General features: G+C 50.8%; 14 protein-coding genes. 9 read left to right on the top strand and 5 right to left on the bottom strand.

Annotation, left to right across the window (positions count from 1 at the left end; translation table 11 throughout):
• The first annotated feature begins 323 nt into the window (after positions 1-323).
• The 5 genes from CWE14_RS03895 to CWE14_RS03875 all read left to right on the top strand — a co-directional run bounded on the left by CWE14_RS03895 (position 324) and on the right by CWE14_RS03875 (position 4088).
• On the top strand, positions 324-1799 hold the full coding sequence (locus CWE14_RS03895; protein WP_126798195.1) for a hypothetical protein: 1476 nt from the start codon (positions 324-326) through the stop codon (positions 1797-1799).
• A gap of 292 nt (positions 1800-2091) precedes the next feature.
• Positions 2092-2490, top strand: coding sequence for a curlin (locus tag CWE14_RS03890; RefSeq protein ID WP_126798194.1), 399 nt, complete (start codon positions 2092-2094; stop codon positions 2488-2490).
• 10 nt (positions 2491-2500) lie between these two features.
• Positions 2501-2917, top strand: coding sequence for a curli production assembly/transport protein CsgE (locus tag CWE14_RS03885; protein WP_126798193.1), 417 nt, complete (start codon positions 2501-2503; stop codon positions 2915-2917).
• A gap of 9 nt (positions 2918-2926) precedes the next feature.
• Positions 2927-3325, top strand: a complete 399-nt coding sequence (locus CWE14_RS03880) for a curli assembly protein CsgF (RefSeq protein WP_126788919.1) — start codon at positions 2927-2929, stop codon at positions 3323-3325.
• A gap of 1 nt (position 3326) precedes the next feature.
• The gene (locus tag CWE14_RS03875) at positions 3327-4088 is read left to right on the top strand and encodes a CsgG/HfaB family protein (RefSeq protein ID WP_126788920.1); all 762 of its coding nucleotides are present in this window, start codon (positions 3327-3329) and stop codon (positions 4086-4088) included.
• 96 nt (positions 4089-4184) lie between these two features.
• On the opposite strand, the gene CWE14_RS03870 is transcribed toward CWE14_RS03875, so the two are convergent.
• The 3 genes from CWE14_RS03870 to CWE14_RS03860 form a co-directional block, all read right to left on the bottom strand.
• Positions 4185-4868, bottom strand: coding sequence for a response regulator transcription factor (locus CWE14_RS03870; protein WP_126798192.1), 684 nt, complete (start codon positions 4866-4868; stop codon positions 4185-4187).
• A 168-nt stretch (positions 4869-5036) separates the two neighbouring features.
• Complete coding sequence (locus CWE14_RS03865) at positions 5037-5324, bottom strand: hypothetical protein (protein ID WP_157981774.1); 288 nt, start codon at positions 5322-5324, stop codon at positions 5037-5039.
• A gap of 46 nt (positions 5325-5370) precedes the next feature.
• Positions 5371-6288, bottom strand: a complete 918-nt coding sequence (locus CWE14_RS03860) for a L,D-transpeptidase family protein (RefSeq protein ID WP_126798190.1) — start codon at positions 6286-6288, stop codon at positions 5371-5373.
• Between the two features lie 162 nt (positions 6289-6450).
• Here CWE14_RS03860 and CWE14_RS03855 point away from each other — a divergent pair, with 162 nt between their 5' ends.
• Both CWE14_RS03855 and CWE14_RS03850 read left to right on the top strand, forming a co-directional pair.
• The gene (locus CWE14_RS03855) at positions 6451-6978 is read left to right on the top strand and encodes a phosphatase PAP2 family protein (RefSeq protein WP_126798189.1); all 528 of its coding nucleotides are present in this window, start codon (positions 6451-6453) and stop codon (positions 6976-6978) included.
• Entirely contained in the window at positions 6978-8021 is a 1044-nt protein-coding gene (locus CWE14_RS03850; RefSeq protein WP_126798188.1) for a glycosyltransferase family protein, read from the top strand. The genes CWE14_RS03855 and CWE14_RS03850 overlap by 1 nt, the downstream gene beginning before the upstream one ends.
• Positions 8022-8031: 10 nt before the next feature.
• Here CWE14_RS03850 and CWE14_RS03845 read toward each other — a convergent pair whose 3' ends face one another.
• Positions 8032-9726: a M28 family metallopeptidase gene (locus CWE14_RS03845; RefSeq protein ID WP_126798187.1), complete on the bottom strand. Its 1695-nt coding sequence runs from the start codon at positions 9724-9726 to the stop codon at positions 8032-8034.
• Between the two features lie 178 nt (positions 9727-9904).
• Positions 9905-10288, bottom strand: a complete 384-nt coding sequence (locus tag CWE14_RS03840; protein ID WP_126798186.1) for a DUF4168 domain-containing protein — start codon at positions 10286-10288, stop codon at positions 9905-9907.
• A 215-nt stretch (positions 10289-10503) separates the two neighbouring features.
• On the opposite strand from CWE14_RS03840, the gene CWE14_RS03835 reads away from it, so the two are divergent.
• Together CWE14_RS03835 and CWE14_RS03830 are read left to right on the top strand one after the other, a co-directional pair.
• Complete coding sequence (locus CWE14_RS03835) at positions 10504-12006, top strand: sensor histidine kinase (RefSeq protein ID WP_241972315.1); 1503 nt, start codon at positions 10504-10506, stop codon at positions 12004-12006.
• A complete protein-coding gene (locus CWE14_RS03830) occupies positions 11996-13357 on the top strand; it encodes a sigma-54-dependent transcriptional regulator (RefSeq protein ID WP_126798185.1) in 1362 nt (453 codons plus the stop codon). The genes CWE14_RS03835 and CWE14_RS03830 overlap by 11 nt, the downstream gene beginning before the upstream one ends.
• The last annotated feature ends 59 nt before the right edge of the window (positions 13358-13416 follow it).

Genomic DNA, 13416 nt, shown 5'->3' with positions numbered 1-13416 from the left:
CTTCATGTTTTTAAATGAATTTAGTCTTCAAGGTATTAGTTTTGGGCTAGATAAAAATGACCCAAGATGATGATTGATTGATGGCTGTTGAAAGTTACCCTTAGCTACGTATTTGCAAGGGATAATAAAAGAAGAAAATAATGACTTTCTCTGATTTTAGTGAATTGAACTCGACTTCTTTTTTTATTTTCATGTCGCGCAGCATGGCTGCGCGGCACTGCATGGTAATTGAAAGATCAATAAAACATTCAGCAATAATTTCTGATTTTAATCGAGCAGTACTTTTAATCGAGCAGTACTAATACAATAACAGGGAGACAACTATGTCTATCTTAACAAGTAAAAAGAAAGTCTTAGCCGTTGCAATTAGCATGGCTTTTTCAGGTGCCGCTTTAGCGGACACTCAGGAAGCATATTTAGAGCAGATTGGCGATGACAATCTGGCCACTATTGACCAGCAGGCAGGTTTGCACGACGCTGCCGCACTTCAGGATGGCAACGAGAACAGCCTGGATATTCTGCAAACAGGCTTATGGCAAATTGCTGAGTCTACCCAGGAAGGTAATGGCAACGATACTACGATCGAACAACTCGATACCTGGCATGAAGCGTACTCTTATGTCGCAGGTGACGAGAACGTGGTGAGTGTTTTCCAGGATGACTTTTTCAACATTTCATTCAGTTATGTCGACGGTAATTACAACACGGCGATGACTGAGCAGGTCGGTTCTCTGAACTCCTCGGAAATCGTCCAGACTGGGGATGATAACTACACCTCAATCATCCAACAGGGCGACTCAAACTGGAGCTTGTTTGAAGTGGTTGGCGACAGCAATGACTTCAATAGCGAAACCTATGGGAATGGCAATGAAACTGCGGTTCTGGGTGGCATGGGTAGCGGCAACTTAGTTGATGTCTATCAGGTTGGTGATTTCAATGTAGGTGGTATTGCTGGTTTAGTGGGTGATAATAACACGGCATTTATTGACCAGTCGGGCGAAGCGAACGTTTTCATTGCCTATGACGTTGAAGGCGACAACAACTACATCGACGTCCTCCAGTCTGGCAATGACAACCTGTTCCTGCTTGACCCGTTGCAAGGCGACGACAATGTGGTACTTGCTCAGCAAGTGGGCGACGCTAACCTTATCGATGGTCCGTCTGGATTAGTCGGTAATGACAACCAGATCTATGTAGACCAAAGCGGCAACGACAACTACGCCATGTTTGAAACCGACGGCGACAGCCACAATGTCAGCATCGAGCAAGCGGGTGACTTTAATGAAGCCTATGGTTTCGCAATTGGTGACAGCAACATGGTTTACGTTGGTTCTGACGGCGACTACAACCTCAATGCAGTGGCTGCGGATGGTTCGAACAATGATCTGTCATCAAGCCAAACTGGTGATTTCAACACCTCACTGGTTGAGTTCCAGGGCGATGACAACCTGGCTGACGTACAACAGGACGGTGATCTGAACGAAGCCTACGTGTTAGGTCTGGGCGCTTCAGGCAATGATGTAGCGGCTTCGCAGGTTGGTGACCTCAACCTGATCGACCTGTTGGTGACCGGTTCTGGCAACAGCATTGCGCTGGCTCAGAATGGTACCAGCAATATCATCGTTGGTATGGGCGGCCTTGGTTCATCGTTTGAAGTTGGTGGTGACAATGGCTTAGTTGATATTTATCAGGAAGGTTCGCTGAACATGGTAATGGGCCAGCAACTGTCCAATGGCAGCACTATGGCGGTATCTCAGATTGGTACTGGTAATACAGCTATCGTTAGTCAAACAAACTAAGAAAGGATCTGAAAAGCCACCGCTTTCGGTGGCTTTTTTTATTCCCGAATTAGTAGAAAGGGGCTACCTAATTACGTCTATTGGTCTCACGAATAAATAATTAACCCAATAACAAATAAAGGTTTTTTATTTAATCTCCCGATTTTTATCAGAGCCACGCTAGCCCAATAATACGATTGATAAGGGGCTAAGAGTGGCTAATGTACTAACACTAGCGACTAGGAACCTAAGGGACACAATCATGGCTTTCCTAAAAACAACAATAAGTTTAGCTGCAGTAATAAGTTTGTTCTTGCCAGCAGTACATGCATCGTCTGAGTTACCAGTTGGCCTGGCCAGTTTGCTTGAGCGCCAGCAAATGGCTAGCTTCGGTACCGCGGCTTCCGCAGGCCTTAGCGGCAACCAGCTGCAACTGGTGCAGGACGGCAGTAACAACCAGGCTATCTTGTCTCAATCAGGTAGCTACCAGCAACTCAACCTGACTCAAATCGGTCAGGACAACCAGGTAAATGCAACCCAGATAGGCTCTGGCAATAACGTTCAGGCCTATCAGAATGGCAGCTACAACACGGCTGACATTGTGCAGGAAGGGTACGACAACGCTATTCATCTGGAGCAGCTTGGTCACTACAACCAGATACAAATTCTGCAAACTGGCTTCGAAGCCAGTATGACAGTGACTCAGTATTAACAGGTGGATCATGTTTACAGGCCGTCGTTCACCGGCTAAGTGGTTGTTTATCCTATTCCTCTTAGCCCCTGCTCTCATTCCTGGAACCGCATCTTCGCAGTCCTCTGATATTGAGTTAAGTGGTCTGGTGCTGGACCGAACCATCACGCGTTTCGGTAAAGATTTCTTTTTTTACTACACCAGCTACTGGCGCGATATTCCCGATACCGAGGGGCTGACAGTGGTTATTCATGAGCAGGTATACCCCCAGGCTGGTACCCGTCTCTGGGTCGAAATTGAACAGGAAACCATTTTTCAAACCTATTTTGGACGCCGTCACAGCGACGTAAAGAAAGTGGCGGAGCAGGCAATTTTGATCAGTCTCGACAGAGTCGCAGATTTGAAAGCTCGTGCTGTCGCTGACTCGATTCTACAACAATTACAATAAGGAACGGCCATGAAAGCAATTTTCAAATTAACCGCTTTGTTCGCTGTTATCGGCGTTACTACCCAGGCTAGTGCCACTCAACTGGTCTATGAACCTGTCAATCCCAGCTTCGGTGGCAACCCGATGAACGGCTCGTTTCTGCTGCAAAAAGCGCAAAGTCAAAATGCACACCGGCCCGAAAGTAATCAGCGTTCGTTTGTGCAGCGTTTTCAGGAGCAGCTGGAACGAAACATCATTAATAGCTTAACCCGCCGCATAGCGGACGGCGATTTAGTTGAAGGGGTCTATGATACCGGAGAATACACGGTGGAAGTGACTGGCCAGCCTGACGGCAGTGTGTTGGTTTATATTACCAACAACAGCAGTGGTGAAGTGACCGTTATCACCATGCCGGGCTGGGGAGGTTAAGATGCGTAGAGTATTTATCATGGCTCTGGCGGGCCTCTCTTTGACCGCCTGCTCTATCGTGCCTAAACCGGAAAATTTCAATATTGAACCTGCGACCATAGATGCACGCAGTTCGGTTATGGAGTATCTGCGTGAGCAGCCTCGCCCTGGAACCCCAATTCCAGTCACTGTCTATGCGTTTCGCGATCAGACTGGCCAATACAAGCCACAGGCTAATGTTTCAAGTTTCTCAACTGCTGTTACCCAGGGCGGGACATCGATGATGATGCAACTGTTGCTGGACTCAGGTTGGTTCGCCCCGCTGGAACGGGAAAACCTGCAGAACCTGTTAACTGAACGTCAGATATATAATTCAGCGGGTAATGGTCAGGACCTGCCGCCGTTGAAAGAAGCGCGGCTACTGCTGGAGGGCGGTATTATCAGCTACGACACCAATACCACGTCAGGCGGGATCGGTGCGGAATACTTTGGCATAGGGATGTCAGAGATGTACCGAGAAGATCAGATATCGGTTTATTTGCGCGCGGTCGATGTGCATACAGGCCAGGTTTTGCTATCGGTTTCGTCAACCAAAAAGGTGTTTTCAACCGAGGTGCGTGCGGGCTTATTCCGTTATGTGTCGCTGAACCGACTGGCGGAAGCAGAAGGTGGCTTCTCTATGAATGAACCTGTTCAGCTTTCTGTTCAGCGGGCCATGGAAACGGCCTTGGTTGAGCTTATTGAGCGGGGTAAAGAACGCGGCTTCTGGCGCTCTGCAAGTTAGCACGCAGTTCGCAGGAATGTAGTAAGCCCGTCAGGGGCTGAATTAAAAAAACGCCGCAAATGCGGCGTTTTTTCATCGTACCATCGACCGATGGGGTCAAGCTTCGGATTTAATGGAAAAGTCCGGATGGTAATTAACAATATTGGACTGTTGAGACCAGCGTAAAAGCTCAACCCGATTACGTGCCTGAGTTTTTCTGAAGATGGATGACAAGTGCGTTTTAACCGTATGGGCACTGATGTTCAGCTGATAAGCCACTTCTTTGTTGCGTGCTCCCTGCGCCACCAGTTTTACAATATTCAGTTCTTGTTTGGTTAGTGAAGTGTGCGGGAAGGCGCTGTCGCTATTGTTGGTTTGTTCAATGCGCCGGGTCAGCATTTCGTTGACTAATTCTGAAAGGAGCCAGCGCGGGTAATACAGCTGACCTTCGCTTAATACTTTAAATGCGGTTAACAGTTTGTCCAGCTGATCATCGCTATAAATAATCCCTCGCACGCCGAGATCCAATGCTTGCTGCGGATCACAACTGCCACGAGCAACGTCGAATACAAAAATAGGGAACCGCTGCGCAATCAGGTTTATTTCACTGGCTGTATGATTGTGAGTTAACTGCTTCCCAGCCATCGAATACGCCACCATTGCGTCAGCGTCGACGTCCATATGAAAAAGCTCAGAGCGACTTTTTGACTCTGTTTCAATATCAATAGAATTGGCGAGTAACGCGATATTGGTTGGCTTGGCGCTGTTAGATACAATCAGAAATTTATTATACTTTGACATAACAACCCTCATAACCCCTTGTATGGATCTCAATCCATTTGTTATAAAATCAATTTTTATATTAACACGGAGAATGAGATTTGCACGTTAAATATACGAAATACGGGGGTATGAAAAAGGCCCCGGAGGGGCCTTAGAAAGCGTGTTCTTGTAGCGTGGGGAACAAAATTAATTTTTTGCGCTACCCATGCGCTCTTCCATCCGCTGCATACGGCGCTCCAGCTCACGGCTGCGAGTCTGCAGTTCCTGAGCACGCTGCTCGGCTACTTCAGCACGTTGCTCAAGCTCAGCGCTGCGCGCTTCACACTGTTCAGCAGAACGCTCAGCGTTGCGAACCTGGGCACGCAAGTCAGTGACTTCGTCTTGTTGCGCTTGTGACGCACAGCCAGACAGAAATAGCATACCTGCACTGGCTAGAACCAAGAGGGCTTTAGTTTTTAACGGCTTATTGATCATTGTATTCTCCATTTTTGCTCTGATAGTGCTTACAAGCAGAGGTTGCTTATTGGTACGAAATTGTTAACGGGATACCTGTTTTGCGAGTAAAGGCAAGCTCTACCATGTCCCAGTCTATTTGCCCTGCTCGCTCTGAATTAGTATCACGCGTTTGGGTTAAGGTATAGACTAAATCTGTCGAACTTGCAGGCGCAGTACCTTGATTTACCTCACGATGTACTTCCATCACCATCTTACCCTGAGTGACTCCGATTTTTAATGGCTTATCAATAATACGCACCGGCACACCGATGGCTGTCATATAGACCAGCGCCTCGATGTCGTGGTTATTCATGCGGATGCAGCCAGCACTGGTTTGCGCCCCGATGCCAAAACGCTGATTGGTTCCGTGTATCAGGTAGCCCTGGGCGCTTAAGTTAATCGCATAGGGGCCAAGTGGGTTGTCTGGGCCTGCCGGAACTACGCGGCGGATCTCGCGGCCCTGTTCTTCCCAGCGTTGACGAATAGACTCAGGCGGGTACCAGGTTGGGTTTGGGATGCGGGCCGTGATATTCATGTCGCCCTGAGGGGTGGGAGTATTTCCCCGGCCAATCCCTACCGGGAAGGTATGAATCGTATTTTCATCGGGTAGAAAGTAATACAGGCGGTATTCAGCCAGATTAATCACAATTCCTTCCCAGGTCACGTCCGGTAATACATATTGCGTAGGCAGGGTAACGCTGGCGCCCACTTCTGGTAACCAGGGATCCAGATGCAAGTTAGCATCCCGGATATCGGCATAGCCCAGGCCGTGGCGCTCCGCAATATCCAGTAACGTTTCGCCATCGGCAACCCGAACCGTTTGCACTTCACCGATCACCGACTCGCCGTCCGCTGGCCAGTCGAACTGGGTCTGAGCCATCGCTGTGCCCTGAATTAGCAACAGCAGTAACACCGCCCTGTGTATATTAACAACAACTTTCATTTACAACTGCTCAAATTTTATTTTGTTGCAGACTATACCCCCTTTTCGAGTACGGGTTAAGAGGGGCAGGTAACTTTGTCATCAAAGCGTCATCTGTTTGTTACGAAAGCGTCATCCTGGCTTCGTATGCTGCTGAAAAATTCGCCATAAGCGGAGACGCGTATGAAATGGTTAGATTATATTCAACGCTACGATGAAGTGTCCTATCGGTGGTTTAGTGGAACCTGGCAATGCAGGCCCAAGGTAGTCCTGGCCAGGGTTGTCTCAATGAGTGGTGACGGCTGGATGTACGCATTGTTGTGCGCTGGTTTAGTGCTCACTGAACAACCCGGTGCAAGCACCATGTTCTGGCTACTTTGTCTGACCTTCGCTGTGGAACTACCAGTCTATGTTGTACTGAAAAACACTCTGCGTCGTCAGCGGCCTTATCAACGGTTAAAGATCTGCGCGGTGATCCAGGCCAGCGATAAATTCAGTTTCCCCTCCGGTCACACCACGGGTGCGTTCGTGTTTGCCATTATTGCCAGTCACTTTTTCCCTCAGGCGGCGCCCTGGTTAATTACCTGGGCAGTGACCATCGGCTTGTCCCGCGTTGCGCTGGGTGTGCACTACCCCACTGACATTCTGGCTGGCGCTGGTTTAGGCAGCGGCTTCGCTTACCTGGCACTGATTACTATGGAGTTAATATAATGCGAATTCTATATGGTGTTCAGGGGACCGGCAATGGCCACTTAACCCGCGCGCTGGCGATGGCAACTGCATTTGAGTCCTGCCCAGAGTTGAAGGTTGATTTTCTGCTTTCGGGGCGCAAACGGGCCAAGTTGTTCGGGGTCGACGCATTAGGAGACTTCAGTTGGCGAGCCGGGCTCAGTTTTGCCACCCGCGGAGGGCGAGTCTCTATTCGCGATACCTTAAGTCAGAACCCATGGTGGCGCTTTTGGCAGGACGTCCATGAGCTTGACCTGAGTGGCTATGATCTGGTGGTGACGGACTTTGAGCCGGTGTCCGCCTGGGCCGCCAGACGGCAGGGGGTTCGTTGCATTGGGCTGGGCCGTCAGTATGCGTTCTGGCAAGGGCACCATGCATTGCCGGTTAATCCATTACAGCGTGCGATGATCCGCCAGTTTGCCCCTTGCGATGAAGCATTAGGAACGCACTGGAGTCCGCTCAATTCATCCACCTTACCGCCGTTAATTGCACCAGTCGGAGAACTGGGCAGCGCTCAATCGAAACGTTACCTGGTCTATTTACCGTTCGAGCCGTTGGCGGACATTGATGTGTTGTTGCAGGCGCTGCCAGAGTATCAGTTTGATGTTTTTCACCCTGAAGCAACACCTCGGGTGACCGCGAACGCGACCTATTTTGCTCCTTCTCGGGAAGGTTTTAGACACGCATTCAGTAAAGCAGAAGGAATCATCGCCAATGCTGGCTTTGGGACCAGCAGTGAGGCGCTGGCCAGTGGTAAGAAGTTGCTGGTAAAGCCGCTGCAGGGGCAGTTTGAACAGGTTGCCAATGCGCATTGTTTACAGCATGAAGGTTTGGCTGGTGTCTGTCAGCATCTCGAGCCTGAACGGGTGCACCGCTGGATCCAGAGCCCATCTCATGCCCGGTTGCAGTGGCCCGATGTGAGTCAGCATGTAGCGAAATGGATTGCCACCGGCGCGAAAACGCCAGTGGCACACTTATCGCAGCAACTATGGCAGCAAAGCGGCTTGCAACGGCAAACCGCCTGACCTACCCGGCTTATTGCTGACGCTGTTGTTCCGATTCCAGGCGTAGGGCTTCAAACTCATTACCCTGTGCCCATTGTGGCCAGTCACGGCTGTTGGCCAGTTGGTTGCCAACCCGAAAATAAATCCACAGGTCCTGATGGGTGCCGCGTAAATCCCATTCCGGATCGTACTCGTCGGCTGGTTTGTGATAGGCCTCACGGTTGAAGATAGCACGCTGCTCCTGACCCCAGCTCTCGCCGAGCTCGAAGTGGTCGTTGCCACCTTTTGCATAAAGTACAGGAACCCCTTTATTAGCCAGGCTGACGTGATCTGAGCGATAGAAGATCCCTGCTTCCGGGTTTGTTTCCGGCGCCATGTGACGATTCTGCATATCAACGAACGGTGCAGCGTAGTCCTGAATATCAGAATTCTCCCAGCCAACCACGACAAAGTCACGCATGGGGCCATACACATTGAGCACATCCATGTTGATGCCTGCGACGGCTTGCTCTAACGGCAGCAAAGGGTTGGAGGCATACCAGGCAGAGCCGAGTAATCCGCGTTCTTCAGCACCGACCAACAGAAATACAACTGAACGCTCTGGCGCTTGCCCTTTGGCGAACTCTTCTGCCATCGACAGTACACCGGCTGTGCCACTGGCATTGTCCTGCGCACCATTGTAGATGTCGCCGCTGATTGGCTCGACGCCTAAATGATCCCAGTGGGCCATGTAGATAATATGCTCACCCGGGTGTTCAGACCCCGGAATGTAACCAGCAATGTTATGAGTGTCGATGTAGCTAAACTCATTTTCCACCGTGACTGAAGCCTGAGCATTCAGTGACATGGGTTCGAAATCGCTGGATAGCGCCTGTTGATGTGCCTCTTCAAGTGTCATATCGACGTTAGCGAAGAGCTTTTCGGCGCTCTCAGCAGTAATCCAGCCTTCGATTTCGCTACGGTCCATATTGCGGTTGTCGCGCGCCAGATCAAAACGAACCGGAGAACCGCCTGCGATCACACCCCAGCCATACCCGGCCGGGCCGGTTTCGTGAATAATAATGGCGCCGGTAGCACCCTGACGGGCGGCTTCTTCGAACTTGTAGGTCCAGCGGCCGTAGTAGGTCATGGCATTGCCGGTGAACAACGAGTCGTCCTGCGTGGCGTAGCCGGGGTCATTGACAAACATCACTACGGTTTTGCCTTCGACATCAAGACCTTCGTAGTCATTCCAGTCAAATTCAGGGGCTACAATGCCGTAACCGACAAATACCAGGTCACTGTTCTCCACGGCCACACTGTCAACTACGCGTGGAGTCCACACCATCATCTCATCGCGATATTTAAATTCGCTGTCGCTGCCATCATGGCCGATGGCCAGGTTGGTAACCCGGGTTGGGGCAATGCGCACTAAGGGAACAGGCTGTAAATAGGAGTCGTCGTTCAATGGCTCGATACCATTGGCTTCGAATAAGCTGGTGACATACTCGATGGTTAATTCTTCACCCTTGGTGCCAGGGGCGCGGCCTTCGAATTCATCCGCTGATAAGGTGCGCAGATGCTCGCGGTAATTTTCATTAAAGCGGTAGTCGACATACCCGTCGGCGTCGACCATTGGTTGAAGGGCCGTATCGGCGGGGGAGTCCTGCTCAGCCGGACCATTGGCAGGCGAACAGGCCACAGCAAAGGTGCCAACGGCCGCCAGTAGGCTTAAATGTCGCAACATGATTACTATATCCTCGGTTGTAAAATTCGGCAGCGTTCAGACGCTTGTTAATTATTAGCGTACTAACTATACCACTTCAGACAGGCAATGGGGGTAGCGCGCATACAATTGAGGATAAGGATGGGCCAAAAAAAAGCGCGACCGAGTGGCCGCGCTTTGGTTCGTTTACTTTCAGCAATTAAGAACGAAGTTCTTCGATGCGTTGCTGAATTTCAGGGTCGTTCTGCATGCGATACGCAATAGCGTTGTATTCTTCAACAGACAGACCACTGTTTTCTACTGCTTCAACCATTTCGCTTTGTGCTGCAATTTGCAGTTCTTGCGCTTCTTCCTGGTTTTCGGCTTGCTCAAGTTCAGCGACAAATTCATCGTTGATGCGCTCGATCTCATCTAATGCATCAGCGAATTGTTCCAGTTGCTCATCAGAAACTGGCTCATTCGCCATCTCTTCCATTTGCTGCTGAGCATAAGCCTGCTGGTCCTGTTGCTGTTCCTGAGCCAGAGCTGGCATTGAAAACAGAGCGGCGGCGATAGCTGATAATGCAAAAGTACGTTTAAACATAATAAGTTCTCCTCGTTTAAAGTTGTCACAGGTTATAAAGCGAAGGTCATGCCAGATTGTTGAATAACTCAAAAACAATTCTTAATTGTATGTTTTTAAAAGACTATTTTTATTGGCCTGGTGTTTAAGCCGATTGGAAGGGAGCCATATAAGAGGTATTAGTGTATACTTTTGTCACATGTGACAGATATGTCAGTGACAGAAGTGACACAACTATGAAAAAGTCCGTATTTCGATTTCTTCGCCTAAGTGGCTTGCAGCGAGCACTGCTTTTATATGTGGTGCTGCCTTTACTGGTTATTGCTGGCGCTGGGATTGCGGTCGGCCTAGATCGCATGGCTACGCTGGAATCTGATCGGTTAAAAGATGACGTTGAGTTAATAGGACGGGCGATTCGCTTACCCATCGGCGAAGCACTGGCGGTAAACGATGAAGAAGCCGTGCGCCGAACCCTGCAGTCGGTTTTCGATATCGGCCGCATCTATGGGGCCTCTGTATTTGACGTCAATGGCAATCAGGTCGCTGCGGCGGGTATTACCGAGCGTGACCTGACCACCAGCCAGGTTGCGCAGCAGGTCGTTACCACAGGCGAACAGCAGGAACGGTATCGCCAGGTTTCGGGGATGTTCCTGTTCTCGCATTTTATTCCTGTCTTTGACGATCTCGGTCGCACTAACGGTTTTATTCAGATAAACCGGCGCGCCAGTGATTTTGATGCCTCCCTCACTCAGTTATCGCAAACCGCCTGGGCGACTTGGGGGGTGCTCTGCTTCGCGACGTTGGCGGTGGTGATATTTGGCCACTACGGTGGCGTCGGCCGTCACGTCAATGCGTTAACCCAAAGTATGAATCGGATTGAGCGCGGTGAGCGGGCTCATCGTGCTGATGAAGCCGGGCCGTCGGAGCTGGCAGAGCTGGCGCGGGGGCTGAACCGGATGCTGAATAGCATTGATAACAAAGATAGGGAGCTGGTGCAGCGACAGGCTCATGAGGAGGCGCTTGCGCAGCAGTTGCAGTACCAGGAAAAAATGGCCGCAATTGGTCGCGTTGCTGGCGGTATAGCCCATGAGCTGGGGGCGCCATTGACGGTGATTGATGGCCGCGCCCGCCGATTGTTAAAAGACAATCAAGACCCCTCTCAGGTACGGCAGCTGGAGGCTATTCGGGGACAGGTTGCGCGGTTAACCCGTATCGTTCGGCAATTACTCAACTACACCCGGGCCGGCAGCTCGGACTATGAATCGGTGCAGCTGGGACCGCTGGCGAATGACTGTGTGGCCAACCTGCGTCATGAGTTAACCAACGACGAATTGCAGATTACACTCGATGTCCCGGATGATCTGCATATTGAAGCTGACGAAGCACGACTTGAGCTGGCTTTGATTAATATTATTCGCAATGCGGCTCAGTCGGCGACCCGCGAGGTTTCAGTCACAGCGGTAAGTGACGGAGACGGCGTTCAGATCCGGGTGCGCGATGATGGCGCTGGATTGCCTGAAGGGGTGGACCAGGCACAGTTGCTGGAGCCGTTTTTCTCAACCAAGACGCAAGGTGAAGGAACTGGTTTAGGGCTGGCAATTGTTCATAACGTGGTAACCGAGCATGGCGGCCGGGTTGCTATCGCAAACCATAGTGCAGGTGGGTGTGAAGTAACAATCTGGTTACCAACGCGGGCTTTGCCCGTGATTAAGGCAGTGGAGAATGAAGATGACGAGTAAGACTGAGCGCATAGTCGTGGTGGAAGACGATCCAGGCCTACAGGAGTTGCTGGTTGAAGAGCTTGAGGCTGAAAAGTATCAGGTACAGGCCTGCGATAGCGTGGAAAGTGCCCTGCCCTTAATTGAAAAATGGCAGCCTGATCTGGTGGTGAGCGATTTACGCTTGCCGGGTGCCAATGGCATGACCATGGTGCCTAAACTGCTCACCTTAAGCGATACTCCGTCGATTTTACTGATCACTGCATTCGGTACGGTGGCACAAGCGGTAGAAGCCTTGAAGCAAGGTGCGGATGACTTCCTCACCAAACCACTGGATATGGAGCATTTCCTGCTCTGCGTACGACGTCTGCTGGAAAACCGTCGTTTAAAGCATACGGTACGGGCGATGCGGGAGCAGCAGACTGAGAATTTTCACGGCATGATTGGACGCAGCCGCACTATGCGTGATCTATACCAGCAAATTCATCAGGTCGCTGATGCTGGTTCGGCGGTGCTTGTACTTGGCGAGAGTGGCACCGGTAAAGAGCTGGTGGCGCAAGCTATTCATGCAGAAAGTGCGCGGCAGCAAGGGCCGTTTCTGGCGGTTAACTGTGCGGGTATTCCGAAAGAATTGATGGAAAGCGAGTTCTTTGGCCATGCGGCGGGCGCATTTACCGGAGCTCAGAAGGCTCGTAGTGGTTTGTTGAAGGAAGCCCATGGTGGCACCTTGTTACTGGACGAAATTGGTGAAATGCCACTGGAACTGCAGGCGAAGCTGCTCCGTGTGTTGCAGGAAGGGACTATTCGCGCTGTCGGCAGTGACCAGGAAACTCTGGTCGATGTGCGCATTATCGCCGCAACCCACCGCGACCTGGAAACTCTGGTTAGCGAAGGTAAATTCCGTCAGGACCTGTTTTATCGTCTGGAAACCTTCGCGCTCAAGGTACCTCCGTTGCGCGAGCGAGGTGATGACCGTGAGTTGTTAGCCCAGCACTTTGTCGCCGCGCTGAGCAAAGACGACGGACTGTCGCCTTCATTGTCACGTGAGACGATGGAAAAGATCTATGACTACCCTTTTCCTGGCAATGTTCGAGAGCTGCAAAACGCGATGGAACGGGCAGTAACCTTCTGTCAGGGCAGTGAAATTCGCCCCGAACACCTGCCTGAACGAATGCAGCAGGCGTCCCAGTTGACCTTGAGTCAGAACGACTCTGGCAATAGCGAGCCCGGCATGCGTGAGCTACGCTCATTGAGTGATGTACAGCGCGACTATGTTCGCTATGTGCTGCGTGAGACTGGCGGTAACAAGCGCAAAGCCGCTGAAGTGCTCGGCGTTACCCGTCGCACACTGTATCGCTGGCTGGAAGACTGATCGTTTGTCATAACGCATACGTAGCGCTGTGGTAACTACTTTGATCAATAAGGAACGGG

The organism is Aliidiomarina soli (genome assembly GCF_003986975.1).
GTDB classification, from domain to species: Bacteria; Pseudomonadota; Gammaproteobacteria; order Enterobacterales; family Alteromonadaceae; genus Aliidiomarina; species Aliidiomarina soli.
Note: the sequence above shows the minus strand (reverse complement) of the source record. Positions and strands in the feature narration are given on the sequence as shown.